This is a genomic window from Pseudomonas sp. FR229a (assembly GCF_030209115.1).
GTDB classification, from domain to species: domain Bacteria; phylum Pseudomonadota; class Gammaproteobacteria; order Pseudomonadales; family Pseudomonadaceae; genus Aquipseudomonas; species Aquipseudomonas moraviensis_A.
Genome location: NZ_JARVSP010000032.1, coordinates 86,845 through 113,838, shown reverse-complemented (window position 1 = coordinate 113,838; position 26,994 = coordinate 86,845). Strand labels below are relative to the sequence as shown.

25 protein-coding genes are annotated in these 26,994 nt (G+C 59.6%); 17 read left to right on the top strand and 8 right to left on the bottom strand.

All coding sequences use genetic code 11. From position 1 onward, the window contains the following. The 3 genes from QRN33_RS24005 to QRN33_RS23995 form a co-directional block, all read right to left on the bottom strand. Positions 1–1,368, bottom strand: coding sequence for an iron-containing redox enzyme family protein (locus QRN33_RS24005; protein ID WP_285410530.1), 1,368 nt, complete (start codon positions 1,366–1,368; stop codon positions 1–3). Positions 1,369–1,478: 110 nt separating this feature from the next. Continuing rightward, the gene (locus QRN33_RS24000; protein WP_042609922.1) at positions 1,479–2,408 is read right to left on the bottom strand and encodes a ZIP family metal transporter; all 930 of its coding nucleotides are present in this window, start codon (positions 2,406–2,408) and stop codon (positions 1,479–1,481) included. 15 nt (positions 2,409–2,423) lie between these two features. Further along, positions 2,424–3,650: a zinc-dependent alcohol dehydrogenase gene (locus tag QRN33_RS23995; protein ID WP_064362466.1), complete on the bottom strand. Its 1,227-nt coding sequence runs from the start codon at positions 3,648–3,650 to the stop codon at positions 2,424–2,426. Positions 3,651–4,024: 374 nt separating this feature from the next. Between QRN33_RS23995 and QRN33_RS23990 the strand changes: the two genes are divergently transcribed. Together QRN33_RS23990 and QRN33_RS23985 are read left to right on the top strand one after the other, a co-directional pair. Further along, positions 4,025–5,611: an ABC-F family ATPase gene (locus QRN33_RS23990; RefSeq protein WP_016774693.1), complete on the top strand. Its 1,587-nt coding sequence runs from the start codon at positions 4,025–4,027 to the stop codon at positions 5,609–5,611. A 305-nt stretch (positions 5,612–5,916) separates the two neighbouring features. Further along, positions 5,917–7,101, top strand: coding sequence for an MFS transporter (locus QRN33_RS23985; RefSeq protein ID WP_285410526.1), 1,185 nt, complete (start codon positions 5,917–5,919; stop codon positions 7,099–7,101). A 138-nt stretch (positions 7,102–7,239) separates the two neighbouring features. On the opposite strand, the gene QRN33_RS23980 is transcribed toward QRN33_RS23985, so the two are convergent. Both QRN33_RS23980 and QRN33_RS23975 read right to left on the bottom strand, forming a co-directional pair. Further along, the gene (locus QRN33_RS23980; protein WP_285410524.1) at positions 7,240–8,277 is read right to left on the bottom strand and encodes an alpha/beta hydrolase family protein; all 1,038 of its coding nucleotides are present in this window, start codon (positions 8,275–8,277) and stop codon (positions 7,240–7,242) included. A 168-nt stretch (positions 8,278–8,445) separates the two neighbouring features. Then, the gene (locus QRN33_RS23975) at positions 8,446–9,057 is read right to left on the bottom strand and encodes an FMN-dependent NADH-azoreductase (RefSeq protein WP_042609919.1); all 612 of its coding nucleotides are present in this window, start codon (positions 9,055–9,057) and stop codon (positions 8,446–8,448) included. A gap of 126 nt (positions 9,058–9,183) precedes the next feature. On the opposite strand from QRN33_RS23975, the gene QRN33_RS23970 reads away from it, so the two are divergent. Then, the gene (locus tag QRN33_RS23970; protein WP_042609918.1) at positions 9,184–10,092 is read left to right on the top strand and encodes a LysR substrate-binding domain-containing protein; all 909 of its coding nucleotides are present in this window, start codon (positions 9,184–9,186) and stop codon (positions 10,090–10,092) included. Further along, the gene (locus tag QRN33_RS23965; protein WP_123420223.1) at positions 10,089–10,448 is read left to right on the top strand and encodes an MmcQ/YjbR family DNA-binding protein; all 360 of its coding nucleotides are present in this window, start codon (positions 10,089–10,091) and stop codon (positions 10,446–10,448) included. The genes QRN33_RS23970 and QRN33_RS23965 overlap by 4 nt, the downstream gene beginning before the upstream one ends. 135 nt (positions 10,449–10,583) lie before the next feature. Here QRN33_RS23965 and QRN33_RS23960 read toward each other — a convergent pair whose 3' ends face one another. Further along, the gene (locus QRN33_RS23960) at positions 10,584–11,012 is read right to left on the bottom strand and encodes a DUF1294 domain-containing protein (protein ID WP_285410521.1); all 429 of its coding nucleotides are present in this window, start codon (positions 11,010–11,012) and stop codon (positions 10,584–10,586) included. Continuing rightward, a complete protein-coding gene (locus QRN33_RS23955) occupies positions 11,009–11,839 on the bottom strand; it encodes an undecaprenyl-diphosphate phosphatase (protein ID WP_285410519.1) in 831 nt (276 codons plus the stop codon). The genes QRN33_RS23960 and QRN33_RS23955 overlap by 4 nt, the downstream gene beginning before the upstream one ends. A 305-nt stretch (positions 11,840–12,144) precedes the next feature. Between QRN33_RS23955 and QRN33_RS23950 the strand changes: the two genes are divergently transcribed. From QRN33_RS23950 to fapF, 9 genes are all read left to right on the top strand, one after another. Then, complete coding sequence (locus tag QRN33_RS23950) at positions 12,145–13,779, top strand: methyl-accepting chemotaxis protein (RefSeq protein WP_042609914.1); 1,635 nt, start codon at positions 12,145–12,147, stop codon at positions 13,777–13,779. A gap of 258 nt (positions 13,780–14,037) precedes the next feature. Then, positions 14,038–14,601, top strand: a complete 564-nt coding sequence (pnuC, locus tag QRN33_RS23945) for a nicotinamide riboside transporter PnuC (RefSeq protein WP_064362260.1) — start codon at positions 14,038–14,040, stop codon at positions 14,599–14,601. Continuing rightward, the gene (locus QRN33_RS23940; protein ID WP_285410516.1) at positions 14,598–15,122 is read left to right on the top strand and encodes an AAA family ATPase; all 525 of its coding nucleotides are present in this window, start codon (positions 14,598–14,600) and stop codon (positions 15,120–15,122) included. Before pnuC ends, QRN33_RS23940 begins: the two co-directional genes overlap by 4 nt. A gap of 331 nt (positions 15,123–15,453) precedes the next feature. After that, a complete protein-coding gene (gene fapA, locus QRN33_RS23935; protein ID WP_064362255.1) occupies positions 15,454–15,903 on the top strand; it encodes a functional amyloid chaperone FapA in 450 nt (149 codons plus the stop codon). A gap of 1 nt (position 15,904) precedes the next feature. Next, positions 15,905–16,477: a fibril amyloid subunit FapB gene (gene fapB / locus QRN33_RS23930; protein ID WP_042609910.1), complete on the top strand. Its 573-nt coding sequence runs from the start codon at positions 15,905–15,907 to the stop codon at positions 16,475–16,477. 69 nt (positions 16,478–16,546) lie between these two features. Then, positions 16,547–17,536: an amyloid-like fimbrin subunit FapC gene (gene fapC, locus QRN33_RS23925; RefSeq protein WP_042609909.1), complete on the top strand. Its 990-nt coding sequence runs from the start codon at positions 16,547–16,549 to the stop codon at positions 17,534–17,536. Between the two features lie 65 nt (positions 17,537–17,601). After that, positions 17,602–18,282 carry a fibril amyloid maturation endopeptidase FapD gene (fapD, locus tag QRN33_RS23920; protein WP_285410513.1) on the top strand — a complete coding sequence of 227 codons (681 nt, stop codon included), beginning with the start codon at positions 17,602–17,604 and terminating at the stop codon, positions 18,280–18,282. Between the two features lie 43 nt (positions 18,283–18,325). Beyond that, positions 18,326–19,072, top strand: a complete 747-nt coding sequence (gene fapE, locus QRN33_RS23915; RefSeq protein ID WP_042609907.1) for a fibril amyloid subunit FapE — start codon at positions 18,326–18,328, stop codon at positions 19,070–19,072. Positions 19,073–19,117: 45 nt separating this feature from the next. After that, entirely contained in the window at positions 19,118–20,434 is a 1,317-nt protein-coding gene (gene fapF, locus QRN33_RS23910; RefSeq protein WP_042609906.1) for a fibril amyloid transporter FapF, read from the top strand. A gap of 99 nt (positions 20,435–20,533) precedes the next feature. Here the strand turns inward: fapF and QRN33_RS23905 are convergent, their stop codons facing one another. Then, positions 20,534–21,859, bottom strand: coding sequence for a sigma-54 dependent transcriptional regulator (locus tag QRN33_RS23905; RefSeq protein ID WP_042609905.1), 1,326 nt, complete (start codon positions 21,857–21,859; stop codon positions 20,534–20,536). Positions 21,860–22,382: 523 nt separating this feature from the next. Here QRN33_RS23905 and QRN33_RS23900 point away from each other — a divergent pair. From QRN33_RS23900 to nhaB, 4 genes are all read left to right on the top strand, one after another. Continuing rightward, complete coding sequence (locus QRN33_RS23900; RefSeq protein ID WP_016774677.1) at positions 22,383–22,649, top strand: hypothetical protein; 267 nt, start codon at positions 22,383–22,385, stop codon at positions 22,647–22,649. Between the two features lie 255 nt (positions 22,650–22,904). Then, positions 22,905–24,194, top strand: coding sequence for an NHL repeat-containing protein (locus QRN33_RS23895; protein WP_285410511.1), 1,290 nt, complete (start codon positions 22,905–22,907; stop codon positions 24,192–24,194). A gap of 143 nt (positions 24,195–24,337) precedes the next feature. Beyond that, on the top strand, positions 24,338–25,258 hold the full coding sequence (locus QRN33_RS23890) for a hypothetical protein (protein ID WP_285410510.1): 921 nt from the start codon (positions 24,338–24,340) through the stop codon (positions 25,256–25,258). 186 nt (positions 25,259–25,444) lie between these two features. Continuing rightward, on the top strand, positions 25,445–26,947 hold the full coding sequence (gene nhaB / locus QRN33_RS23885; RefSeq protein ID WP_042609902.1) for a sodium/proton antiporter NhaB: 1,503 nt from the start codon (positions 25,445–25,447) through the stop codon (positions 26,945–26,947). Positions 26,948–26,994: the final 47 nt, after the last annotated feature.

Here is a 26,994-nt window from a genome sequence, read left to right as displayed (position 1 = left end):
TCAACGCAAGCGGGCGCGCAGTTGCATGAAGCGACGCGTCGCGAAAAGTCCGGCCGGACGCCAATGCCGCTGGGGTTGCAGCCACGGCAGCAAAATCTCCATTTGCTCGGTGGAAGGCTTGTCGGCCAGCGCGGCTTCGAGGTTGAGCAGATCGGCATCGTCGTCAAAGGTTTCTTCCACGGCGGCTTCGCGGCGCACGTAAGGCCGAGGCCGGGACGCCGGGCAATCCTCAGTGATCCAGTCGCGCATCAGCTGTTTTTCATAGCCGTTGAACACCCCGAACATCGCCGCATCGCTGCCGTCGATCAAACGCCAGAAGCGACTTTTTTCCACCGCCTCACCACGTTTGATCCAGCTCTTGCGCTCCAGCGCCGCGAGGAATTCGCCCATTTGCCCCGGCGTCGCCAGCCACTGGTTGATAGTGCGGTTTTCGATGCGGCAGTAATCAGAGTGCATGTGCCGACCGAACACCGCCTTGCGCTCGAGCATGGCAATGACTTCATGCTGCAAATCAAACTCCTTGATAACTGCAGTGGTGCCCTTGCCCACATCGTTGAGGCGATAACCGATCGCCATGCGCCGGTAGAACTCGTCGCGCTCTTCGCCCAGCGGCATCAGCTCGAGCATCGATTGCACAGCCTTGCGCGCATGGCCGGTGCTGGCGTTGTCGATGGTCACATGCAGGCGGAAATAATGTGGGTCGATGCCCAGCTCCGCCAGCTCATACGCAGTGATCAACAAGTGCAGCGGCAGTTGTTCGTAGCCGAGGTTGAAGCCGATGACTTCCGGCAGGAACTGCGCGCCGAAGCGCCCCAGCGCCAGTTGCACCGCGCCCTGCAAGAAATACTCATCGGCAAGGCCACTCAGATCCGAGCAATCATGTTCGGCGAGCAGTTTGCGATAGATCACCACATGGTTCTGCCGTGGCACGCCCTCGCCCAGTTCTTCCAGATAGGTGTCGAGCAAATCGTCGAAACGCGGATCCTGCCACTGCGGCAGCAGCCCGGCCAGCCAGGCGCCATCGACCTCTTTGGTCGGTGCTACATGCAGAATGAAGTACAACGCGTGGGATTTGTTGCGGAAATAGCGGCGTGGCGCGCCCTGCTGACGTTGTTCGAGGTAATCCGCGTATTCGCCAGCCACTTTAGCGCAACGGGTTTCCGACCATTGCAGCAACTCTTCAGCGTTGCCCGGCAAGTCGTCAGGCAGTGCAGCCGCCGTGCTCAATTGTCGACGCAGAAAGTCCAGCGCCGCGCGATCGGCCGTGGAGTCTTCTGCCAACAATCGGTCGTAGAGCCGGCGCTCGGTATCCGCCGGCCTGGATGTTTTACCCGAAGACTTCCTGGTCGGGATTTCGATCAGCGACATGACTCATTCCCCTGCGTTATTGGCATTGCCTATAAACGAAAGAGTGATTGGTGCTGAAAAAAATTCCTTTTTTGTGCGCGACGATTCGCTCAGCGGTTTGCGTTGCTTCTCTACCCCAAAGCGGTGTCGAGAAACATCATCACGCCAAAGCCGAGCATCAGCCCGAGCGTGGCAGGGGTTTCATGGCCGTTGCGGTGAGTTTCCGGGATCACTTCATGGGAAACCACGAAGATCATCGCGCCTGCCGCCAAGCCCATCGCCACCGGAAAGCCCAAGGCGAAACTGTTGGTGATGCCCAAACCGATAATCGCGCCCAACGGTTCCATCAATCCGGAAGCGGCGGCAATCAACGCTGCGCGTCCTGCCGAAATCCCGGTAACCCGCAGCGCCAATGCCACCGCCAGGCCTTCGGGAATGTCCTGAATGGCGATGGCAGTGGTCAGCGGCAGGCCGATTTTCATGTCGCCGGTGGCGAAACTGACGCCGATCGCCATGCCTTCGGGCAAGTTGTGCAGGGTGATCGCCAGAACAAACAACCAGACCCGATTGAAGCGCTTCGCCTCAGGGCCGCGCCGTCCGCTCTTTTCATGTTCGTGCGGGACGAAGCGGTCGAGGCCGACCATCAATGCAACGCCCAACGCCATGCCGGCAACCACGACGGCGGCGGCGAGCATGGGACTGCTTACCGCCTCCTTAGCGGCCGCGATGCCCGGCAGGATCAGTGAAAAGGAACTGGCAGCCAACATCATCCCCGCCGCGAAACCGAGCATGGTGTCTTGGGTTCGCGAAGTAATCGCGCGCAACGCCAGGGCCAGCAATGCACCGACTGCCGTAGCGGCGAAACCCGACAGCCCGCCAAGGCTCGCGAGGCGCAAGGTGTCGCGGCCTGTGCTGACCAGACCGGTGTAGCCGCTGATCAGCAGCAGCACAGTTACCCCGACCAGGGTCAGCCAGAAAATGCGCCCTCCCCAGCCCGTGCGCGACAGGTTCACGAACCATGCTCGCACGGGAGCTGCGAACGAAGATGACGGTAGCGCCATGAAAACTCCTCAGTTTCAAGTAGCCGGTACGAACGGCGTGGTTTCATCCAGCTGCGCCAAAGGAACATCGCTGCCACCCGGAGTCAGAATCACCTTGCGGCATTCTTCCTGCTTTTTATTGAAGATCTTGTAACCCTCGGCCGCCTGTTCCAGCGACAGCCTGTGGGTGATGATCGCTTCGGGCTGCAACTTGCCGGTTTCGATGTAGCCGAGCAGCTCCGGCAGAAAGCGCTGTACGTGAGTCTGGCCCATTTTGAAGGTCAGGCCCTTGTCGAAGGCGTCGCCGAACATGAAGCCGTGGATGAACCCGGCATATACCCCCGGAACGCTGACCACACCGCCACGCCGCACGGCTGCAATGCACTGGCGCAACGCCTTGCCGCTGCTGCCTTCGAGCTTGAGTGTAGCCATCACGGTTTCGGTGGTGCTGCCTTTGGCCTCAAGGCCGACGGCATCGACCACCGCATCGACACCGCGATGGCCCGCAGTCTGGCTGATGATGGTGTCGGCCGGGTCGTCGTCCTCATCGAAGTTGATCGGAATCACGCCGTAGGTGCGCTGGGCATAATCGAGGCGGTACTGGTGGTGATCGACCATGAAGATCTGTTCCGCACCGAGCATTCTGGCGCAGGCTGCGGTCAGCAAACCGACCGGCCCGGCACCGTAGATCGCCAGGCTCGAACCCTGGACGACGCCGGCGTTGATCACCGCTTGCCAGGCGGTCGGCAGGATGTCGGAGAGGAACAGCACTTTTTCGTCCGACAGCGTGCCCGGCACCTTGAACGGGCCGGTGTTGGCTTTCGGTACGCGCACCAGTTCCGCCTGACCGCCGGGGATCCCGCCATACAAGCGGCTGTAGCCGAACAGCGCGGCCGGTGGCGGAATCATTTTCTTGTTCAGCGCCGCGCCGGGGCCTTCATTGGTTGTCTCGCAAGCGGCGTAAAGCTCTTGCTGGCAAAAGAAACAATCGCCACAGGCGATCACGAAAGGAATCACGACACGGTCGCCGCGCTGCACTGCGGTCACGGCAGAACCAGTTTCTTCGACAATGCCCATGAACTCATGGCCGAAGATATCGCCATGTTCGACGGTGGGTATTTTGCCTCGGTACAGGTGCAGGTCCGACCCGCAGATGGCGGTCGCGGTGACGCGCAGGATGATGTCGTCCGCGGCTTCAAGTTTCGGGTCCGGTACGGTTTCGACGCGCACATCATGAGCGCCGTGATAGGTCATTGCTCGCATGGCTTGGTCCTCACTCGATTGAACGAAAAAGCTGCTGCTCCACTTTCCGAAGTGAAAATGGTCGAGTGAGTTCATTCGGGTTTTCGAGATTTTGATCAGCGGATATTCCGCGTCCGCCTGACGAGCCGACACAGATGCCGGTTTGCCTGCCATATAACTGCCGTCTGAGTTATGCGACAATGCGCGCCAATGTCCAACAAGAACCCCGTACTCGTCGCTCAGCAGCTTGCCTTCAAAGGCCCCAGTTGCGGACGGCTTATGCGCGTTGGCTCAACTCAAGCACAGACTGGGGGGAGCTGGAAAAGCTCCAGATTGGTACTCAAGTTTGTACCAGGCACCACAGACCAGCTCTAACCCATTGATAGGTAAGGTAATTGATCTCCACAGCTAACATCACGATGCAGTTTGGCGCCAAGCCGCTGTTCGAAAACGTTTCGGTCAAATTCGGCGCAGGCAATCGCTACGGCCTGATCGGTGCCAACGGTTGCGGCAAGTCGACCTTCATGAAAATCCTCGGCGGCGATCTTGATCCGTCCGGTGGCCAGGTCATGCTCGAGCCGAACGTGCGTCTGGGTAAGCTGCGCCAGGATCAGTTCGCCTACGAAGAATTTACCGTGATCGACACCGTGATCATGGGTCACGAAGAGCTGTGGAAGGTCAAGGCCGAGCGCGATCGCATCTACTCGCTGGCGGAAATGTCCGAAGAAGACGGCATGGCCGTTGCCGAGCTGGAAACCGAATTCGCCGAAATGGACGGCTACACCGCCGAATCCCGCGCTGGCGAACTGTTGCTGGGTCTGGGTATTCCGCTGGAACAGCATTTCGGCCCGATGAGCGAAGTCTCCCCAGGCTGGAAACTGCGCGTATTGCTGGCGCAGGCGCTGTTCTCCGATCCGGAAGTGCTGTTGCTCGACGAACCGACCAACCACCTGGACATCAACACCATTCGCTGGCTGGAAAACATCCTGACACAGCGCAACAGCCTGATGATCATCATCTCCCACGACCGTCACTTCCTGAACAGCGTGTGCACGCACATGGCTGACCTGGATTACGGCGAGCTGCGCCTGTTCCCGGGCAACTACGACGAGTACATGACCGTGGCGACCCAGTCCCGCGAGCAGTTGCTGTCGGACAACGCCAAGAAGAAAGCGCAGATTTCCGAACTGCAATCGTTCGTAAGCCGCTTCTCGGCCAACGCCTCGAAAGCCAAGCAGGCCACCTCCCGCGCCAAGGCGATCGACAAGATCCAGCTGGCCGAGGTCAAGCCTTCCAGCCGTGTCAGCCCGTTCATTCGTTTCGAACAGAACAAGAAGCTGCACCGTCAGGCGGTCATGGTCGAGAAAATGGCCAAGGGTTTCGATGGCAAGCCACTGTTCAAGGACTTCAGCTTCCAGGTTGAAGCCGGCGAGCGCGTTGCGATCATCGGCCCGAACGGTATTGGCAAGACCACCCTGCTGCGCACCCTGGTCAACGAACTGACCCCGGATGCCGGTAGCGTGAAATGGACCGACGCCGCTGAGCTGGGCTACTACGCTCAGGATCACGCTCACGACTTCGAAGACGACGTCACGCTGTTCGACTGGATGGGTCAGTGGACTCAGGGCGAGCAGATGATTCGCGGCACTTTGGGCCGCATGCTGTTCTCCAATGACGAGATCCTCAAGTCGGTCAAGGTCATCTCCGGTGGTGAGCAAGGTCGCATGCTGTTCGGCAAGCTGATCCTGCAAAAGCCGAACGTGCTGATCATGGACGAACCGACCAACCACCTGGACATGGAATCGATCGAAGCGCTGAACCTGGCGCTGGAAAACTACCCGGGCACGCTGATTTTCGTCAGCCACGACCGTGAGTTCGTATCGTCCCTGGCCACCCGCATCATCGAGCTGAGCCCGAACGGCGTGACCGACTTCAGCGGCACCTATGACGACTACCTGCGTAGCCAGGGTGTTGTGTTTTAACGGCAGCTGCGAGTTTCAAGCGGCAAGCTGCAAGTAAAAGCCCTGTCCATGTGACAGGGCTTTTTTTATGTGATCAAAATATTTTCGCCGGTGCTGACTCCATCGCGAGCAGGCTCACTCCTACATTTGGAATGCATTCCCCTGTGGGAGCGAGCCTGCTCGCGAAGGGGCCCTGAGCAACGCCATCAATCCCTGCAGGAGCTGCCGAAGGCTGCGATGTTTTGATCGTTAGCCTGCTTTCCTTTCTCCCAACCCCGCGCCATGATGTCGGCAACTCTCCCACCGCCGCCCGCGAACGAGTGCTCATGTCTGCGCAGCCACTGCCACCGCAAAGCTCCCTGGCGATCACACTGCAGATCGTCTCCATCGTTTTCTACACCTTCATTGCCTTTCTCTGCATCGGGTTGCCGATTGCGGTACTGCCCGGTTATGTCCACGAGCAACTGGGTTTCAGCGCGATCATTGCCGGCCTGGTGATCGGTTCGCAGTACCTGGCCACCCTGCTCAGCCGGCCGATGGCCGGGCGCATGTCGGACACCCTCGGCACCAAGCGGGCGATCATTTATGGCTTGTGGGGGATTGTCCTCAGTGGCGTGCTGACATTGCTGTCGACCTTGCTGCAGAGCTTTCCGCTGACCAGCCTGTTGATCCTGATCGCCGGACGCCTGCTGCTGGGTATCGCTCAAGGCTTGATCGGTGTCGGCACCATCAGTTGGTGCATGGGCCAGGTCGGTGTCGAGCACACAGCCAAATCCATCGGCTGGAACGGCATCGCTTCCTATGGCGCGATTGCCATTGGCGCTCCGGTGGGCGTGGTGATGGTCGCCGAATATGGTTTTGTCAGCCTGGGTATCGCGCTGTCGGCGTTAGCGGCCGGTGCGTTGTGGTTGATCCGCAACAAGCCTTCGGTGCCGGTGATTCGGGGTGAGCGCCTGTCGTTCTGGGCGGTGTTCGGCAAGATTGCGCCGTACGGCACCAGTCTCACTCTGGCCTCGATCGGCTACGGCACGTTGACCACCTTCATCACCCTTTACTACCTCAACCGCGGATGGACCGGCGCGGCCTATTGCCTGACCGTGTTTGGCGTGTGTTTCATTCTGTCGCGGCTGCTGTTTATCTCGGCGATCGCCCGGTTTGGCGGTTTTGCCTCGGCCATCGCCTGCATGACGGTTGAAACCGTCGGGCTGGTGATGTTGTGGCTGGCGCCCTCCACTGCCTACGCATTGATCGGCGCCGGGCTGGCGGGGTTCGGGCTGTCATTGGTCTACCCGGCGCTGGGCGTTGAAGCGATCAAGCAGGTGCCGAGTTCCAGTCGTGGTTCGGGACTCGGAGCTTATGCGGTGTTTTTCGATCTGGCCCTGGCGATCGCCGGGCCACTGATGGGCGCGGTGGCATTGAATCTGGGCTATTCGTGGATTTTCTTCAGCGCGGCGCTGTTGTCGGTGACCGGGTTGGGCCTGACCCTGCTCCTCAAGCGCCGCACGACCTGAAAATCAACGCATTCCCCTGTAGGAGCTGACGAGTGCAACGAGGCTGCGATCTTTTGATTTTGCTTTGAAGATCAAGGTCAAGAGATCGCAGCCTCGTTTCACTCGTCAGCTCCTACATGGGGTATGTGGAGGCACAGATTATTGATCCGCCGTCTGCATCCCCGCTCGGGTTGTTTTCGCCAGCGCATGGGCAAAAAAGCGGCCGGCCTCTGAAATCAGGTTGCGGTGAATGTCCTCGCGATCGACTCCGTCAGCGTCGGTACACAACGCCGGCATGGCGCGGATCTGCTCTTCGGTGCACGGCGCCATGAACACGAAGTGCCCTGCCCCGGCCAGCAGCTTGAAGTCCGGCGCCGTGGGCAGTTTGCGCGCCAGCGCGGCGGCGTTTTTATCGAAGGCCACCAGTTTGTCGCCGTCGCCGCTGTAGAGCAGCACTGGCACATGCACGTCGGCGAGAGTATGGCGGCCGAATTTCAGGCTCAGCGGCGCCATCAGCAACAAGGCGTGAACCCGTGGATCGGCCACCGGTTGCAAGTCATCGCGATCGACAATCAACTCGCCCTGAGTGTTGCAGGCATCGTGATCGTCCGGACGTTCCTGGCAATAGCGGCGCAGGCGATCGAGATCCGGTTGCGCCCCGGACAGAATCAACGCGGTCTCGCCACCCGCCGAATAACCGATGACGCCGACCTGATCAGCATTAACGAACGGCGCCAGCATGCGGTCGCCAAGGGTTGCGGTGATTGCTTGGGAGATTTGAATCGGACGGCCATAAAGGTTGCTCAACGTGCCAAGACGGCTATGGTCGCGCCAGTTGTCGCCGGGGTGAATCACCGCCACCACCACGAAGCCTTTGCGCGCCAGCGAGGTGGCCAGATCATGCAAGGCCAGCGGCGTACCGGTGTTGCCGTGGGAGAGCATCAACATGGGAAAGCGGCCGATGGCGACTTTGGTGTCTTCCCCAGCTTCCACCGAGTAGCCCTCAAGCAAACTCAGGTGCTCGCGGTCACTGGACGGGTAAAAAGCGATGGCGCGCATCGGTTGCAGATCGAGCGGGTCGAGAAAGCTCATCTCGTGATAACCGACACTCCATACGGGATGGCGCCCCGGCGCGGCCTGCACTGAATTCAGGCTGCCCAGCAGGCAAATCAGCAACATTGCACAAAGATGCTTCATGAATGCCCCCACCCTGTCGGACTCCATCGTCGGATGTGCTGAAACTGCATAACCCGGGCCAGATTATGTAACAGCCAGAAACAAAAAACTCCGCATTCGGCCCTTGCGGAACCAGAATACAGAGTTTCTTGGGGATTACCTGAACATCAGCTGTTCTTTACGCAAGCCTTACGCGGCGGCGAACAGTTGCTCGCTGATCTTCGCTTGCGCAGCGCTCATGGCGTTGTTGCGCACTTCTTCGCCATAGGCCAGGCCTTCAGCGCGGACGATTTCGATATCGGTGATGCCGAGGAAGCCCAGCACCAGCTTCAGATATTCTTCGTGAGCGATGCCGCTGGCCTGGCCGGCATGGATGCCGCCGGAGGTCGACACGATCACCACTTTCTTGCCACCGCACAGGCCTTCCGGGCCGGCTTCGGTGTAGCGGAAAGTCTGGCCGGCGACGGCAACGCGGTCGATCCACGCCTTGAGCTGGGTCGGGATGGTGAAGTTGTACATCGGCGCGGCAATCACCACGGCGTCGGCAGCGATGAACTCGGCCAGGGTCGAAGCGCTCAGCTCGGCTTCGTGCTGTTGCACAGCGTCGCGCAGTTCGGCGGTGGTGCCGGCGGCAACCAGCGTGGTCGACGAGAAGTGGCTGATCGCGTCGGCGGCCAGGTCGCGGTAGGTGACCACGGCGCTCGGCTCGGCGGCTTGCCAAGCGTCGACGACCTGACGGCTCAACTGACGGGAAGCCGAGTTGTCGCCGAGAATGCTCGAATCGATGTGCAACAGTTTCATGTGGGTTCTCCTGAAAGAATCGCCGGCGGCGACGGAATGGAGACAATCCTACGCAACAAACCAATGGCTGATTAGTCGCCGACAATGCGATAGTTCGTCCCATTGATAGAACGACTGGAAACGCGCATGCAGGACCTCAACGATCTTTACTATTTCGCCAAAGTGGTCGAGGCTGGCGGATTCGCCGCCGCCGGGCGACTGCTCGGTATTCCCAAGTCACGGCTCTCCAGAAGAATTGCCGAACTGGAAGAACGCCTCGGCGCGCGTCTGCTGCAGCGGACCACGCGACAATTGAATCTCACCGCTGTTGGCGAACGCTATTTGCGCCACTGCCAGGCGATGTTGCTTGAAGCGGAGATGGCTGACGAGGCCGTGGCGAGTATGTCCAGCGAGCCACGCGGTCGGCTGCGGGTGTCGTGCCCGACCGGGCTTGCCCATGAAATGCTGCCGACGGTGATCAGCGATTTTCTCGGCAAGTTTCCGCAGGTGCAGTTGGAAGTCGTGCTGCTCAACCGCCGTGTGGATCTGGTCACTGAAGGCATCGATGTGGCGTTGCGCGTGCGCGATCACGGCGATGAAGATCCGTTGCTGGTCACCCGACGCTTGCGTCAGGCCCAGGCGGTGGTCATAGCCAGCCCGGCGTTCATGCAGGGCAAGACCATCAATCATCCCCAGGACTTGAAGAACCTGCCGGTGCTCGGCGCGCTGGAAGCCGATCGCATGGTTCATGTGCGCCTGCTCGATCAGCAGGGTAAAAGTGTCGATCTGAGCATGGAAGCGCGGCTGGGTATCGATGACTTCGTAGTGCGCAAGGCCTGCGTCCTCGCCGGTCAGGGTTTTACCGTGTTGCCGATGATGTTCTGCGAGACCGAATTGCGTAACGGCACGCTGGTGCAGGTGCTGCCGCAATGGTCACTGCCTGGCGGCTGGCTGCAAGCGGTGTATCCGCATCGGCGCGGGGTGATGCCAGCGGTGCGCGCATGGATCGATCATCTGGTCGAATCGTTCAATGCCTGCGGGGAGCGGTTGCTATGAAACAGGGAAAAATGAGCGAAGCCGAGGTTGCCGAATTTTGTCTGGCGCTGCCCGGTGCTCGGGAAGACTACAAATGGGGCGGCGTGCGGGTGTTTTCGATTGCCGGCAACAAGATGTTCGCCCTGCAAGGGTTACGCGGCGATTCGCTGGCGTTCAAGGTCGACAAGGATCTGTTTCTCGGCCATTGCGATCGGCCGGGGATTCATCCGGCGCCGTATCTGGCGCGGGCGCAGTGGATCATCATGCATCCGCCCTACCCGCTGGGTGCGGAGGAATTGCAGGGGCTGTTGCAGCGATCACATCAACTGGTGGTGAGCAAGTTGCCCAAAAAGACTCGAATCGGCCTGCTGCTGTAATCCCGGTCTCATGTAGGAGCTGCCGAAGGCTGCGATCTTGGGACGCAGAGCGTCCCCGGCTGCATTCCCACGCAGAGCGTGGGAACGATCAAGATCGCAGCCTTCGGCAGCTCCTACAGGGAGGACATGTGTGCTTTAGAACAGCGTTAGCAGGTTCGATCCGAGGAAAATCTGGTCAATCCAGAACACCTGGTGCAGCAGCACGATCACCCAGAACAGAATCTGGAACGACACCTTGCGCGTCTTGTGCCGGAATACCTGCTGCGCGATCAATGCACCCGGCCAGCCGCCGGCCAGCTCCACCGCATGCAGGATGTTTTCCGGCGTGCGCCAGGCATCGGCGCGGGCCTTGCGCTTGTCGGCCCAGTACAGAAAGAACGCGAGCACACTGACAATCCCGTACGCCGCCAACGGCAGCCGCGAGATGCCGCTCAGCCACATCGACAGCGAGCCGAACAGCGGCAGCGCGCAGACGATCAGCAGCACCACCAGCTTCAACTTCACCTGCTGAAGGCGCCCGCCCGAAGGCAGTCCTTGCGGACGGTGCGCGCGCGAATCGTTCATGGCTTGGCCGCCGACCAGTCCACCCAGCCGAACTGCCAGGTCGCCAGAATGAACAGGCCGAACGCAATCCGGTACCAGGCGAACGCCGCATAGCTGTGGCTGCCGATGAACTTGAGCAAACCGCGCACGGCGATCATGGCGAAGATAAACGCTGTGACGAAACCAATCGCGAACACCGGGAAATCCGCCGGCACAAACAGGTCGCGGTATTTATAGCCCGAGTACACCGCCGCACCGACCATGGTGGGCATGGCGAGGAAGAACGAAAATTCCGTGGCGGTCTTGCGCGACAGGCCGAACAGCAAGCCACCAATGATTGTCGAGCCGGAGCGCGAGGTGCCGGGAATCATTGCCAGGCACTGTGCGAAACCGATTTTCAGGGCATCGGTCCAGCGGATCTCGTCGACGGTTTCAGCGTGCACTTCATGCTGGCGCTGTTCGGCCCACAGCATGACGATCCCGCCGATCACCAGCGCAGCAGCCACGGTAAGCGGGTTGAACAGGTATTCGTGGATCAGGTCGGCAAAGATCACCCCCAACACCACCGCCGGCAAAAACGCGATCAGCAGGTTGACGGTAAAACGCCGTGCGCTCGGCTGGGTCGGCAGGCCGATCACCACGTCGAGAATCTTGCGGCGAAACTCCCAGACCACCGCGAGGATCGCGCCGAGCTGAATAATGATGTTGAACGCCATGGCCCGCTCGCCGCCGAAGTTCAGCAAGTCGGCGACGATGATCTGGTGTCCGGTACTCGAAATGGGCAAAAACTCCGTCAGCCCCTCTACAACTCCTAATATCAGTGCCTGCAAGGCAGTCCAAAGATCCATCAATCCCCCAGAGAGCGATGCGCGACGGCATGCCCCGATAGTATTTTTAGCGTTCACTGCGTTCAGCGTAGCCGGTAAAAGCTGTACCGATTCCGCGCGCACAGGATCCACACGAAACGGTAAAAATTCCGTGAAATTTCAAAACCGGATTCAGGTTTTCGCGCGCGGGGCCGAAATCCTAACAGACAAGCCTCAATAGCGCTCTGCGCGTTGGCTGGCTTGCCTGGCGCAGTCCCGAGCACTCAGCTGTGGCTGGATGCTGGCGATCGTTTATTACAAGAACAAGAATCCGGAGTGACAGCGTTATGAACAGCTTGCGCAGTGTGTCGATCAGCCGACGCTTGTGGCTCATCTTGATTGTGGCGGTGGTCATGTTGCTGACCTTGGGCGTGCTGATGCTCAAGCAGATCCACGACGACCTCTACCACGCCAAGGCGCAGAAAACCCAGCATGTGGTGCAGACCGCCAGCGGCCTGCTCACGTATTACCAAGGGCTGGAGACCGCCGGCACCCTGACCAGGGACTCGGCGCAAAAGCAGGCGCTGACCGCGATCCGTGGTCTGCGCTATGACCAGAACGATTACTTCTGGATCAACGACCTCACGCCTGTGATGGTCATGCACCCGACCAACCCCAAACTCGAAGGCCAGAACCTCTCGGCGATCCGCGACCCGGACGGCTTTGCGGTGTTCAACGAAATGGTTGCCATCGCCAAGGCCAAAGGCGCGGGCATGGTCAATTACCGCTGGCCGAAGCCGGGCGCGACTGATCCGGTGGCGAAGACTTCGTACGTGAAGCTGTTCGAACCCTGGGGCTGGGTGATCGGCTCCGGTGTGTACGTCGACGATGTCCAGGCCGAATTCCAGGAGCAGATGATCAAGGCTTCGGTGATCGGTCTGGCAATTGCGCTGATCATGGCGCTGCTGGTGATACTGATCGCCCGCAGCATCGTCCGTCCGTTGCAGGAAACCGTGAACGCCATGGCCAACATTGCCAGTGGCGAAAGCGACCTGACCCGCAGCCTCGATACCCATGGCAAGGATGAGGTCACCGAGCTGGCCCATCACTTCAATGCCTTCACGGCCAAGTTGCGCCGGGTGATTGGTGACTTGCAGGTGTCGGCCAGCGCTCTGGGCCAGTCTTCCAGTGAACTGGGCAACGATGCCTCGCAGGCACAGCAGCGCAGTCAGCAGCAATCGCAGCAGATGGAGCTGGTGGCGACGGCGATCAATGAAGTCACCTACGGCGTGCAGGACGTGGCGAAAAACGCCGAACACGCCGCCGCAGAAATGCGCGATGCCGAAGCGCAGGCACAACAGGGCCAGATCAACATTGATGGCAGCCTGCAACAGATCGACAAGCTCTCGGGCACGATCGATCAGGCGGTGGAAGTGATCCGCACGCTGGCGGCCGAGAGCACACAGATTGGCAGCGTACTGGAAGTGATTCGCTCGATTGCCGAGCAGACCAACCTCTTGGCACTCAACGCGGCAATTGAAGCGGCGCGTGCGGGTGAGCAAGGTCGCGGGTTTGCCGTGGTGGCTGATGAGGTGCGCTTGCTGGCCCAGCGTACGCAGAAGTCGACGGCGGAAATTCAGTCGATGATCGAGCGCCTGCAGAACCACTCGGAGGCTGCGGTGAAGGTGATCGGCGACAGCAGCAAGGCATCGCAACTGACCATTGAACAGGCGGGACTGGCCGGGGCCAGCCTCAATGCAATTGGCCAGGCGTTGCGCAATCTGAACGGACTGAATGCCTCGATCGCCAGCGCCACGTTGCAACAGGCCCATGTGGTTGAGGACATCAACCAGAACGTCACCCAGGCGGCCGGGCTTTCGCATAGCACCGCATTAGCGGCTGAACAATCCAGTGCAGCCAGCCTGCGCCTTGGGCAACTGAGCGAACAGCTCAACGGGTTGCTGCGCCAGTTCCGGGTCTGACCGATCACCGAGGTGAGCCCACCCCTCACCCCAGCCCTCTCCCCGAGGAGAGGGAGCCGACCGAGGTGTCTGGCGTCATACATCGACCTGAACAATCGAGTCGATTATGGATTCAACGAAGATCGTTCAAACCGGCGCAGCTCAAAAGCATCCCCCAATCAGTCCCCTCTCCCTCCGGGAGAGGGCTAGGGTGAGGGGCTTTTGATCTGACTAATGCAGTACAATCCGCCCCCTTCTTTCATTCCCCAAGGATCACTCATGTCCGGGCTTGAACTGTTCGCCGCTGCCCTCGGTGTCATCGCCGTGTGGCTGACGGTCAAACAGAATCCGTGGTGCTGGCCGATCGGGCTGGTCATGGTGTTGCTCTACAGCTGGATCTTCTTTGAGGTGAAGCTGTATTCGGACATGTTGCTGCAAGTGATCTACGCCGCGTTGCAAGTCTACGGCTGGTGGCAATGGACCCGCGCCGGGACGATGCACGACGGACGCGAAGTCAGCCGCCTCGACACTCGCTCGATTCTGCTCGGTCTCGGTATCGGCACAATCGGCAGCCTGTTGCTGGGCGCGGCGATGGCGCACTGGACCGACGCTGCACAACCGTGGCTCGATGCCGCGCTCACCGGTTTCAGTCTGGTCGCGCAACTATGGATGGCGCAAAAACGCCTGCAATGCTGGGCGCTGTGGTTTGTCCTCGATGTCATCTTTGTTGGCCTGTTCATCTATAAAGGCCTCTACCTGACTGCCGCGCTCTATGCGCTGTTTACCCTGCTCGCCGTGCAAGGCTGGCGGGAGTGGCGCGCCGATCCGGCGTTGCGCACATGAAAGTCGTGGTACTCACCGGCCCGGAATCCACCGGCAAGAGCTGGCTGGCGGCAGGATTGGAGCAGCGTTTCGGCGGCGTGCGCGTTGACGAATATGTGCGCCGGTTTATTGAAGAAAACCCGCGGGACACCTGCCTGGCCGACATCCCCGCCATCGCTCGGGGTCAGTTGCACCGGGAAGATCAGGCGCGGGCCAGACAACCCGCGCTGCTGATCCTCGACACAAATCTTCTGAGCAACATCCTCTGGAGCCAGACTCTGTTTGGTGACTGCCCGGACTGGCTGGAAACCGAGTTGCTCGCCCGTCATTACGATCTGCACCTGCTGCTGTCGCCGCAACAGGTCGACTGGGCCGAAGACGGCCAGCGCTGCCAACCGGATCTTGGAGATCGCATGGCGTTCTACGAAGCCACTCGCGCGTGGCTGATCCAGCATCAACAGCCGATGCAAGTGATCGAAGGCGATTGGGCCGAACGCCAGGCGCAAGCCTTTGCGGCGGTCGAGCGTTTGCTGGCCGACTAAGCCAGCAAGCGGGCAATTCGCGCAATCTGTCCGTTTTTGAAACACTCGCGAGCGCGCAAAGCCGCCGTCCAAACGCTGTTCATCACCGCGTCACCTCACCTGTTACGCCGTTGAAACACATCGGCGCAAACCCTTGATCCAGAGCTTTGCAACGCTAATTGCCGCTCAAGCGACCCGCGCCGTGTATCACCGGTGAAACAGTGGCGACCAGAGCCATCCGCTCATATCCGCCAAACCATTGAAAAAACGGGACAATCCAAATCCGGCACAGCTTTCGCTCTCTCCTTCACAACGCTGAATCACCCAGCCCACTGAAGAAGGAATTGCAGCCGTGGGGAATTTCAATAAAAGCCTGACCTGCCTCCTGCTGATCGGATCAGCCGCCAGCGCATTGATCAGCGTCAGCGTGCAAGCCGAAGGCAATGGCGTGATCGTTCTTAACCGCGACGTTCAGCCCATCCCGATCGGCCGCAATGGTGGCAAAGACCCCTATCCGACCACGGTCAACGCCAACCCTTCGGCGCGGATCAACCAGACCCTCAGCAGCACCGAACTCAGCGACGGCGATTTCGCCAGCGTCGCCAGCGGTTCGTCGATTCGCGGCAACATGACCACGCCCACCTCCAACCTGCCCGGCATGAACACCCTGACCAATCAGAACGGCCTGCCCGGTATGCGCACCGGTAGCGGCGGCGGTTCTGGCGCGTCGATCTCCAACACCGTCAACCGGGCGATGAGCACCGGGCTGGCGCCTCTGACTCGCATGGCCGGAGGCCAATGACATGAATCGCACCCTGCTGCTTCTCGCCCTGCTCGGCTGCACCAGCGCCATGGCCGATCCGGCTTCAGTCAACCAGGCGAATATCCAGAATTCCGGTGCCCAGTATCGCGGCAACTTCAACGTCAACCAGGCCGCCGGTGACCAGATGCAGCAAGCCAACACCAAAGCGATCGCCATCGGCACCGAGTCCCACGCCACCACCAGCGTCAGGCAGAACATCGACACGCCCGCCAGCCGCGCCATCGACGCCAGCGCCAACATCGGCGGCAACTCTTTCAGCAATGGCAACGGCATCCTCGGTGTGAACCAGGGTGCCGGTGCCAACAATCAAATGGCCAACGTGACGCGCGTCAGCATCAGTGCCGGCCCGCAGAGCATTGACGACAGCGCCCTTTCGCAACAGAACGTGGCGTTTTTACCGAGCTCAGGAGCAACTGGTACCTCACCCGGCAGTCGCCAGGTCACGACAAGTGATCAGGCCTTCACCGGCAGCCGCGGGGTAATCCAGGTGAACCAGAGTGCCGGGGTGGGGAACCGCATGGCTAACACCCTGAGCATCCGGGTCGCTGACTGACCCAAACACAGTGCAATTGGAAAAGTAACAACACTTAACCCAACTAATAAGCACGACGGAGAAACAACCATGAAACCTACAATGGCTCTCAAACCACTGGTTTTCGCACTCGCAGCAGTGATGGCAATGGCAGCACAGGCTGGCGGCCGTGGTGACAACAACGGTCATGGTAACGGGCACGGCAATGGTCACGGCCAGCCACAAGGTCCAAATCTTGAACAACTGCTGCAGATCACCGCAGGCGCCGGCGCCGCTGTACTCGACGCGCAAAACAGCGACGGCAACGTGGTGAAAAACCAGGGCACCCTGAACAACGCCAATGCCAGCGACTCACTCAATGGCTCCAACGGCAATATGGGCGCCAACGTCGCTGCCGGCGACGGCAACCAGCAGGACAACGCTGCGGCGCTGGCCACCGCTGACGAAAGCTTCATCTTCGGCAACGCTGTTGCAGCCTCAAGCGCGACTCAGGTGAACAACAACAACTACGTGAAAAACTCGTCCACCTTCAACAACGCCACGCTCAACAATGCCGGCAACAACGGTTCCGGTAACATCGGCATCAACGTGAGCTCCGGCAACTTCAACCAACAGAAAAACAACCTCGCCATCGCTGTTTCCGGCGGTCGCGTAGCGCAGGCTGCTGCCTCTGCCAACCAGTCCTCGACTGGCCTGGTCGTGGAAAACAAAGGCGTGCAGGCTTACAAAACCGACACCCTCACCGGTACCTATGCAGCCGCTGGCGTGTTCAAAGCCAAAGGCACCGCGACCATCGAAGACGACAACCATGGCGGTTGGGGTAACCGTGGCGGCGGCCACGGCGGCAACGATGATCAGAAAGCCAAGTTCGAAGCCGTGGGCAGCTTTGGCCTCGCTGGCGTCACCACCCAACAAGTGCTGACCAAAGATGGCTGGAAAACCCCAGTCGTCAACAACGCCAACATGACCAACTCGATGAACAACTTCTCCGGCAACGGTGGAGCCAACGTCTCGGCCGGTGTGGGCAACCAACAAAGCAACTCGCTGTCCATCGCCGCAGGTTGCAAAGCCTGCATGTAATCGCGATCGAAACGAAAGCCCCGGTAACGGGGCTTTTTCCTCGGTTCCACAAGGCGTATTCGATCATGCGGACTCCTGCCCTCTTCGCTCTGCTTTGTCTGTGCGGCCTGACTCAGGCAGCCCAGATGCCCGTGGCTGCCCTGCCGGGTGGCGTGCTGGTGTACAAGGACGTGCAAAGCATTCGTGAGCGCAAGTTTGCCGACATCGTCGAACAGAAAACCGATTTCAGCTGCGGCGCTGCTGCACTGGCAACGGTTCTGCGCCAGGCCTATTGGCTCGACGTCGATGAGGAGCACATCATCAAAGGCATGCTGGTCAACGCTGACCAGAACCTGGTGCGAACCCAGGGTTTCTCCATGCTCGACATGAAGCGCTACGTAGAAAGCATCGGCATGCGCGCCCGTGGCTACCGGATCCCGCCCGAGAAACTCGAAGCGGTGACCATTCCGGTGGTGGTCCTGATGGACATTCGCGGCTACAAGCACTTCGTCGTCCTGCAGCGTTCGGACAAGGATTGGGTCTACATCGGTGACCCGGTACTCGGCCACAAACGCTACAAGCACGACGACTTTGTCAAAGGTTGGAACGGCATTGTCTTTGCCATCGTCGGCCCCGGTTACGACAAGGCCAACGCCTTGCGCAGCCCTCCCGTGCCGCTGACGGCGAAAAATACGCTGGACGGTTTCAACCCGGTCAAAGATGCGGAATTGATGGATTTCGGGTTCATTCAGAGCGACTTCTTTTAATCGCCGAGTTAGAGAATGGGACTGGATGTCCCGGGAGCAGCAGATGAAAAGCTCATACTGGCTGGCCGCCGCCTGCCTGGCAGCGAGTGCGTCAGGTTTAGCCCATGCCGGATTCAAACCCATCGAAATCAAGGACCAGGAGCTCGCCGAGCTGCGCGGTCGTTACGTCATGCCGGGGCGGATCATCAGCTTCGGCATTGTCATGAGCAGCACCTGGCGCAACGCCAGCGGCGACCTGATCGGGGCTGCGACTTCGATGCAGATCCAGGCCGCAACGGTCAAACCGCAATTCTATGTCTCGACCATCAAGGAGTCGGGCAACGGCAGTACTCCCACCTTGGGCACCGGCACTGTCATCGGTGGCGCCGGCCTCAACAGCAGCCAGGGCGTGACGCAAAGCGTGCGCGCCGCCGGCGATGGCAACACCGCCAACAACAACGTCGCAATCAACGTCAGCGAAGCCAGTCAAGCGCCGGCGCTGGTGCCGTCGCAAGGCCAGGCGCTCGTCGCCGGGCAGACCATCAGCGGCAGCAACGGCGCCGGCAGTGTCGCGGTTTCGGCCAACGGCGGTGGCGTGCAAATGGCCATTCAGGCCAGCGGCAATCAAGGCACAGCATTGCAACAGGTGGCCCAGGGCGGGCTGCTGCAGAACACCCGATTGCTGGGCAGTGCCAACGTGGTCAACAACCTCACGCAACTCAACGTCGTACTGAACAATAACGGCAGAAGCGCCGGTGCACTGGACTGCAACCTGACCCAACTCGGGGCCCTACGCAATATCGGATATTGAACTACGCTGAGTCTCGATCATTGGGCTTAAAGGGACGGCTTATTCATGTATCGATCAGTATCACTGCGTGCTGCAGTGTGTTTGAGTACCCTTCTCCCGGCGGCGATGCTGCAAGCAGCACCCGACGCCGATGTAGAAGCCCTGAAACGGGAACTTCTGGAACTGAAACAACGATACGAAGTACAACAACAAGCGCTGGCGGTACTTGAACAACGGGTCCGCCAGGTAGAAGAACAACCCGCCGCCCCACCGCCAAAACGGCTGGCCAAATCGCCGTCCGACATGAAAGGCAATCGCGTCGCTACCGGAGCCGCCACTGGCACCGGTGCGGCCGCCGCATCGGGAGGCGCCGCCGGGGGCAGCGGCGCTTCTTACGGTCAGTCGCTGGCCGATGATTCGCAACCGGCGCAGAGCGTTTCCAACCTGTATGACGAAGCCAGCGGTTTCTTCGGCGGCGGCAAGTTCAGCGTCGAAACCGGCCTGACCTATTCGCGCTACGACACCCGCCAGTTGATCCTCAACGGCTTCCTTGCGCTGGATTCGATCTTCCTCGGCAACATCAACCTCGACCGGATCAAGGCCGACACCTGGACCCTCGACCTCACCGGCCGCTACAACTTCGACAACCGCTGGCAGTTCGACCTGAACGTGCCGGTGGTGTATCGCGAGTCGACGTATCAGTCCGGCGGCGGCAACCAGGGCGCGGCCGGTGTCACCACCGAAGAAACCGTGACCAAGGATCCAACCATTGGCGACGTCAACTTCGGTATCGCCTACAAGTTCCTCGACGAGTCGGTCAACACCCCGGACGCCGTCGTCACTCTGCGCGTCAAGGCGCCGACCGGCAAAGACCCGTTCGGCATCAAGCTGCGCCAGACCGACGCCAACTCCAACCTGTTCGTCCCCGACACCCTGCCGACCGGCAACGGCGTCTGGTCGATCACCCCGGGCATCTCGCTGGTCAAGACGTTTGACCCGGCGGTGCTGTTCGGCAGCCTTTCCTACACCCATAACCTTGAGGAGTCGTTCGACGATATCAGTTCCACGGTCAACCAGAAAACCCCAGGCAAAGTGCGCATCGGCGACAGCTTCCAGATCGGCGCCGGCATCGCCTTCGCGCTCAACGAGAAGATGAGTATGTCGTTCTCCGTTTCCGACCTGGTGCAACGCAAGAGCAAGCTGAAACAGGACGGCGGCGATTGGGAATCGGTTGTGTCGAGTGACGCCAATGCCGGTTACTTCAACGTCGGCATGACCATTGCGGCCACCGACAACCTGACGATCGTGCCGAACTTGTCGATCGGCATGACTGACGATGCGCCGGACTTCTCGTTCAGCCTGAAATTCCCGTATTACTTCTAAAGCAAAGCAAAAGATCGCAGCCTTCGGCAGCTCCTGCATTCGGATTACGTAATCCCTGTAGGAGCTGCCGAAGGCTGCGATCCTTTGATCTTCAGCCAGTTAACGAATCTGATGCTTATGCAACAACCGATAAAAAGTAGGCCGTGAAACTCCGAGGACTTTCGCGGCCACACTTAAATTATCACTGTGCCGATTCAACACATCACATAACGCCTGCCGTTCCGCCCGGGTCTTGTAATCCTCCAGCGTGCCCATCGGCGTAGCGACCGAGTGCTGACTGATCAAACCCAGATCCCGCGCCTCGATCTGCCGACCCTCCGCCAGCACCAGACCGCGCCGGACCCGGTTAGCCAGTTCCCGTACGTTCCCCGGCCAGTCATGTTTGCCCATGGCAATCAAGGCATCTTCGCTGAAGCTGCGAGGCCGGCGCCCGGTTTCATGGCTGTAGAAATGCGAAAAGTGGTTGGCCAGCATCGACAGGTCGCCATGGCGCTCACGCAGCGGTGCGGTCACCACTTGCAGTACGTTCAGCCGGTAATAAAGGTCTTCGCGAAAGCGCTTCTTCTCGATCGCTGCTTCCAGGTCGACGTGGGTCGCCGCCAGCACTCGCACATCCACCGGGATGGGCTGACTGCCGCCGACCCGCTCGATGTGTTTTTCCTGCAGAAAACGCAGCAGATTGGCCTGCAGCTCCAGCGGCAAATCGCCGATTTCATCAAGAAACAACGTACCGCCATTGGCTGCTTCAATGCGCCCCACCTTGCGCTGATGGGCGCCGGTAAAAGCGCCTTTCTCATGACCAAACAATTCGGACTGGATCAAATGTTCGGGAATGGCCCCGCAGTTGATCGCTACAAATGGTTTGCTGTGACGCTGGGACTGGCGATGCAGGGTGCGCGCCACCAATTCCTTGCCGGTGCCGCTTTCGCCACGGATCAACACCGGCGATTCGGTCGGCGCAAGTTTGCTCAGCAGCTTGCGCAGTTCGCGGATCGGTTTGCTGTCGCCGAGCAGTTCGTGTTCCGGCTGGTCGACATGAATCGTGCCCTGACCACGCAGACGCGCCATGCCGAAGGCGCGGCCCAGGGTGACCTGTACGCGGGAGACATCGAAAGGCAAGGTGTGGAAATCGAAAAACCATTCACAGACGAAATCGCCGACGTTTTGTAAGCGCAGCACTTCCTGATTGAGCACGGCGATCCATTCGGTGCCGCTGCGGCTGATCAGTTCTTTGACGGCTTCAGGGCGTTCCAGATGAAAAGGCTGCAGGCGTAGCAGGCCGACGTCACAGGCGCGATCGGCGGCATTTTCCAGGGTACAACTGTCGACATCCCAGCCCACCGCGCGCAAACCGGGCAAAAGCCGGTAACAGTCGTCGCAGGGATCGACCACCAGTAAACGTCTCGACGCAGGCGCTTCGCTCATGACTGTTCCTTGGCGCCAAATATAATAAATGATTGTAAAAACAGTCATTTGGCTGTCCCGGTTGTAACACTAGCAAGATTTTGACGGAGGCTTGTATCGATTGCTTATAGGAGGCTTATTAAAAGCGTTATAAGAAAGTTGGTTGTTAGTTAGCTATCGACTATTCGTAGTGTGTCAAACAGTAGCCCTCACCCTAACCCTCTCCCAGAGGTAGAGGGAACTGACCGAGGTGTTTGTGCGAGGTACGCCGACGTGCGATACCGAGTCGAACGCGGGTCTGAAGAGCCCACAGCTCGGCTCCCTCTCCTCGGGGAGAGGGCTGGGGTGAGGGGTGAATTCGGCGCGGGGTTCGGACATGGGCAGGATTAACGAAACCAACAGGGGTTATGTAAAGAACTTGAAATTTCTTTGTTTCAGTTGTGACCCACCCCCCGGTTGCGTGCATCAGTACAAGTAACCGGCCGCACGGTAAGCCCAACCGACGGCCCCTCACTTGATTGGGCGCCAATAGAGAGAAGACCCCATGACTGCCCCGCTGCGTATCAACGAAGCTCTTTTGATTGCCAACCACGCCTTCAAGCCTTTCCAGTGCGTGGCCTGGGCACCACAAGACGGCAATGGCGAACTGAGCCTGACCGTGGTTGACCGCACCAATTCCCACATTGGTCGCAAACAGATCCCGAGCAGCGCCTATTCTGACCCGGCGCAACTCGAACAACTGCTGCAGCAGGCCCGCGCCGAGCTGAGCGAAGATGGCCACAAACTGCAATCGTGGTCGATGCCACACTGATAATCGAACAAGGGCGGATGACATAGAGTCATCCGCCCTTTTCATATGGCAAAACCGTAACTTCCCGGGTCAGGTCCTGCCTGAATGCTTGGCTCGCTTGCGACTGGTTCAACAAGACACTGTTCTGGCACAGTGCGACCGTCGTTCTGTTAGTTCTTCCAGTTGTACTTCTCGCGGTTCAGGGATTGAATGTTTCGCTCGTGCAGTCAGCCGCCCACTCATTGGGTATGGGTTCACTCGCAAGGAGACGCGTGCATGTCCACCCTCAACACTTATGCGCTGCCCACTGCATGGAACAACCCCGGTTCGCTTGACGCGACATTCGCCATCGGCGGTGTTGCCCAGGTGTATTTCGCCGGTAGTCTGTCCAGCCAGACCCAGCATGTCGCGCTGGATGCACGGGGCCGGATTCTGGTTGCCGCCAAGGTCGGCACGCCGAAAGGAAGTCGTCTTGGCCTGGCGCGGCTCCTGGCCGATGGTTCGGCGGATCTGTCCTTTGGAAGTCAGGGCAGCGTAATCGGCAGCTTCATCGAGGGTTTCGAAGCCAGGGCCGGCAAGGTTCAGGTGTTACCTGACGGGAGGATCCTGCTGGCCGGCCTGCATTATGAAAACAACCATCGCACCCTGCCCGCCCTCGCCCTGTTTCATGCCAACGGTCAGCCAGACCGATCCTTCGGCGATGACGGCTTCCAGGTCGTGCGGCTGCCCGGCGAGCTGTCCATGGGCACTCGCGACACTTGGCTGCCGCCGGGCGTGCCGGGTGTCGAAGCCTGCGATTTTGCGGTGCAGGAAGACGGCCGCATTCTGCTGATCGCCAACCATCATTTCAGCCTCGCCGATCACGCCGGAATGCTGATTCGTCTGCAACCCGATGGCTGTCTGGACGAATCCTTCAACGGGCGCGGATTTGTGATGGTCCGCCACCTGTTGCTCAATACCTGGCTGAGCACGCTGCTGTTGAAGCAGGACGGGCGCATCGTCGTCGCAGGGTCCATCGACTTTCCGCAGCAAGGCCTGCTGGCGGTTTATCGGCCTGATGGAAGCCTGGACGAGCGCTTTGCCGTCGACGGCTTCATGGCTTTCAAGGCCCATGACAAAAGCGCTCAGGTCAGTCAGATCACCGAGTCCGACGACAGGCTTTTTTGTTTCGGCAGCAGCCGCGATCCGATTCGCTGCCTGACGTTTGTCCTGCATGCAAACGGTCGACCGGACTTGCACTGCCACCATGGCCTGCCTCTGGTGTTGGACATCGGCGCCAGCGGTTGCCAATGGAATGCCGCTCAGCGCATGCCTGACGGCCGCCTTGTTGCGGTAGGCGCGACCATCGGTGGGGTGGAAGCCGACTTCATGGTCGCCCGGTATCGACGCGATGGCAGCCTCGATCCGGAATTCGGCCAAGGCCATGGCTGGCTGCGCACGCGGCTGGGCCGAAGTCTCGATACAGCCAATTCGCTGACCGTACAAACTGACGGCGCCATTGTCGTCGGCGGGTCTTCGCTGGATGGCAACTACCGGGCGATGGTTGCGCGTTATATGAATCACTGAGTCAACACCTGCACCGGGACGTTGCCGTCCGTCGGCTAGATAGCCCTACCTGTAATTTCTGACAGTAGACGGGCACCTCGATCAGGGATCAGATGACCGGGCACGCAAATGGCTGCGTGTACGACCGAAAAAGGAATTTCGAGATGACTGATCAAGAGAAATTATCGGCACCGCTAACGCCCGCCGATGCCCCGGCCAATCCTGCGACAGGCAGTGATCTGCAGATACGCGAGGTCACCAACGGTAGAGGTGATTTCATACAGGACGGCGGCATCAGCTACGACAGCAATCTGACAATCAGCGGCTCGGCCTCTCCGAGAGAATATGTTGAGATATGGGATTGGGGGCAACCCGTTACCTCGGCTTATGCTGATCTGCAAGGCCTCTTCATCGCCAAACTGCCCGCACAGCTGCCCGGGCCGCATTCGTACACAGCGACCAATGTTGGCGGGGACATTTCGCCGCCATGGACAGTCATCGTCGAGGGAGTGACCGCGCCGGTAATTGACACGGTATACGGACCTGACGGAAAGCCCGTCAACGATGGTGAAAGAACCTTTCACAACGAACTGAACTTCATCGGCTTGGGCGTGCCTGGTCGAAAAGTGGAGCTGTTGAACAACGGCAAGGTGATCAAGCTTCTGAACATCGACCCAAACGGGCACTGGAGCGCCAGACTCGAAGACCTTAAACCAGGCACGCAAGTCTTTGTCGCAAGGGACCTCACCGGGCTCGAATCGCCGGCATGGCGGGTTGTGGTAACCAAACCGAGTGTGCTGGCAATCAAGTTCGTCATCGGTCAGGAGCAGTTTCAGGAGATCGAGAATCAAGGCGTCACGACTGATAGAGCTGTCACTGTTGTCGGTACAGGTATCCCTCACGAGACGGGGTGGATTGTTGACTACCACAACAATCTTGTCCCCTTCGCAGTCGATGAACACGGTGTCTACAGCGCGACCATCAGGGATCTGGCCGTTAATCATGTGCATACTTTGCGCTGTAAATCCGATATGGGGCGACTGTCTGCACCTTGGGCGATCAGAGTCGTTTCGTCGAAGCTCTAAGCATCGTTCACTGCATCAGCGCTGAGGTAATCAGAGATCCACGACGCCACGGCGCCGTGGATCTCTTTGAGGGTGATCGCCACGGATTGGCAACGCACGATCGTTCTCAAGCAATCGCATCCCGAGACCTTGATCTTCCCTGAAACATCCGGCAACTTTCGCGCTTCTTAATAAAAGGAGCAGCCGATGTCCGGTTCAATGGCCCAGGCGTTCGCGCACAACTTCCTAGGGCAGTCGCCACGCTGGTACAAGGCGACCATTGTCGGTTTCCTCATTCTCAATGCCGTGGTGCTATTCACCGTCGGCCCGGTCGCGGCGGGCTGGCTGTTGGTGATCGAGTTCATCTTCACCCTGGCCATGGCGCTCAAGTGCTATCCGTTGATGCCGGGCGGTCTGTTGTTGATTGAAGCGCTGTTGCTGAAGATGACCACGCCGCAAGCGCTGTATGACGAGTTGCTGCACAACTTTCCGGTGATCCTGCTGCTGATGTTCATGGTGGCCGGTATTTACTTCATGAAGGATCTGCTGCTGTTTCTGTTTTCGCGGCTGCTGCTGGGCGTGCGCTCGAAAGCCATCCTGGCGTTGATGTTCTGCTTTTTATCGGCATTCCTCTCCGCGTTTCTTGATGCGTTGACCGTGACGGCGGTGATCATCAGTGCGGCGGTGGGTTTTTATTCGGTCTATCACCGGGTCGCCTCGGGCAATGATCCGCGTCAGGACAGCGAGTTCAGTGACGACCGCCACCTGCCGACGCTGCACCACGAGGACCTCAATCAATTTCGCGCTTTCCTGCGCAGTCTGTTGATGCACGGTGCAGTTGGTACAGCGCTCGGTGGCGTCTGCACGTTGGTTGGCGAGCCGCAGAACCTGCTGATCGGCCATGAGATGGGCTGGCATTTTGGCGAGTTCTTCCAGAAGATCGCCCCGGTATCGCTGCCGGTGCTGGCGGCGGGTCTTGTGACCTGTGTGTTGCTGGAGAAACTGCGCTGGTTCGGATACGGCACGCTGCTGCCGGATAACGTGCGCGCCGTGCTGGCCAACTATGCTGCCCAGGACGATGCCGAACGTACGCCCCGGCAGACCGCCGCGCTGTTAGTGCAGGGGGCGGCGGCGCTGATTCTGATTGGATGCCTGGCGTTCCATCTCGCCGAAGTCGGGCTCATCGGTTTGATGGTGATTGTCTTGATTACTGCGTTCAGCGGGATCACTGACGAACATCGTTTGGGCAGCGCGTTCAAGGATGCGATGCCGTTTACCGCACTGCTGGTGGTGTTTTTTGCCGTGGTAGCGGTGATCCATGATCAGCAACTGTTCGCCCCGCTGATCCAGTGGGTGCTGGCGTTACCGGTGGATCAACAGCCGGGGATGTTGTTCATCGCCAACGGTCTGCTCTCGGCGATCAGCGACAACGTATTCGTCGCGACCATTTACATCACCGAAGTGAAACAGGCATTTCTTGCCGGACACATGAGTCGCGAGCATTTCGAAACGCTGGCGATTGCGATCAACACCGGGACCAATCTGCCGAGTGTGGCGACGCCGAACGGTCAGGCCGCTTTTTTGTTCCTGCTGACCTCGGCGATCGCCCCGCTGGTGCGTTTGTCCTACGGGCGCATGGTGTGGATGGCCCTGCCCTACACCGTGGTGATGGGCTTGCTGGGCTGGTATGCGGTGAGCTACTGGCTGTAACTGACACTGCAAACCCCATGTAGGAGTGAGCCTGCTCGCGATAGCGG

Excerpts from the sequence above, each read along its gene's own strand:
- QRN33_RS24000 (WP_042609922.1), bottom strand. The coding sequence starts at position 2,408 with ATGGCGCTACCGTCATCTTCGTTCGCAGCTCCCGTGCGAGCATGGTTC.
- fapD (WP_285410513.1), top strand. The coding sequence starts at position 17,602 with ATGCGGACTCCTGCCCTCTTCGCTCTGCTTTGTCTGTGCGGCCTGACT.
- fapC (WP_042609909.1), top strand. The coding sequence starts at position 16,547 with ATGAAACCTACAATGGCTCTCAAACCACTGGTTTTCGCACTCGCAGCA.
- QRN33_RS24005 (WP_285410530.1), bottom strand. The coding sequence starts at position 1,368 with ATGTCGCTGATCGAAATCCCGACCAGGAAGTCTTCGGGTAAAACATCC.
- nhaB (WP_042609902.1), top strand. The coding sequence starts at position 25,445 with ATGTCCGGTTCAATGGCCCAGGCGTTCGCGCACAACTTCCTAGGGCAG.
- fapF (WP_042609906.1), top strand. The coding sequence starts at position 19,118 with ATGTATCGATCAGTATCACTGCGTGCTGCAGTGTGTTTGAGTACCCTT.
- QRN33_RS23900 (WP_016774677.1), top strand. The coding sequence starts at position 22,383 with ATGACTGCCCCGCTGCGTATCAACGAAGCTCTTTTGATTGCCAACCAC.
- QRN33_RS23895 (WP_285410511.1), top strand. The coding sequence starts at position 22,905 with ATGTCCACCCTCAACACTTATGCGCTGCCCACTGCATGGAACAACCCC.
- QRN33_RS23960 (WP_285410521.1), bottom strand. The coding sequence starts at position 11,012 with ATGAACGATTCGCGCGCGCACCGTCCGCAAGGACTGCCTTCGGGCGGG.
- QRN33_RS23950 (WP_042609914.1), top strand. The coding sequence starts at position 12,145 with ATGAACAGCTTGCGCAGTGTGTCGATCAGCCGACGCTTGTGGCTCATC.
- QRN33_RS23995 (WP_064362466.1), bottom strand. The coding sequence starts at position 3,650 with ATGCGAGCAATGACCTATCACGGCGCTCATGATGTGCGCGTCGAAACC.
- QRN33_RS23890 (WP_285410510.1), top strand. The coding sequence starts at position 24,338 with ATGACTGATCAAGAGAAATTATCGGCACCGCTAACGCCCGCCGATGCC.
- fapE (WP_042609907.1), top strand. The coding sequence starts at position 18,326 with ATGAAAAGCTCATACTGGCTGGCCGCCGCCTGCCTGGCAGCGAGTGCG.
- QRN33_RS23980 (WP_285410524.1), bottom strand. The coding sequence starts at position 8,277 with ATGAAGCATCTTTGTGCAATGTTGCTGATTTGCCTGCTGGGCAGCCTG.
- QRN33_RS23985 (WP_285410526.1), top strand. The coding sequence starts at position 5,917 with ATGTCTGCGCAGCCACTGCCACCGCAAAGCTCCCTGGCGATCACACTG.
- QRN33_RS23970 (WP_042609918.1), top strand. The coding sequence starts at position 9,184 with ATGCAGGACCTCAACGATCTTTACTATTTCGCCAAAGTGGTCGAGGCT.
- fapB (WP_042609910.1), top strand. The coding sequence starts at position 15,905 with ATGAATCGCACCCTGCTGCTTCTCGCCCTGCTCGGCTGCACCAGCGCC.
- QRN33_RS23965 (WP_123420223.1), top strand. The coding sequence starts at position 10,089 with ATGAAACAGGGAAAAATGAGCGAAGCCGAGGTTGCCGAATTTTGTCTG.
- pnuC (WP_064362260.1), top strand. The coding sequence starts at position 14,038 with ATGTCCGGGCTTGAACTGTTCGCCGCTGCCCTCGGTGTCATCGCCGTG.
- QRN33_RS23940 (WP_285410516.1), top strand. The coding sequence starts at position 14,598 with ATGAAAGTCGTGGTACTCACCGGCCCGGAATCCACCGGCAAGAGCTGG.
- QRN33_RS23905 (WP_042609905.1), bottom strand. The coding sequence starts at position 21,859 with ATGAGCGAAGCGCCTGCGTCGAGACGTTTACTGGTGGTCGATCCCTGC.
- QRN33_RS23975 (WP_042609919.1), bottom strand. The coding sequence starts at position 9,057 with ATGAAACTGTTGCACATCGATTCGAGCATTCTCGGCGACAACTCGGCT.
- QRN33_RS23955 (WP_285410519.1), bottom strand. The coding sequence starts at position 11,839 with ATGGATCTTTGGACTGCCTTGCAGGCACTGATATTAGGAGTTGTAGAG.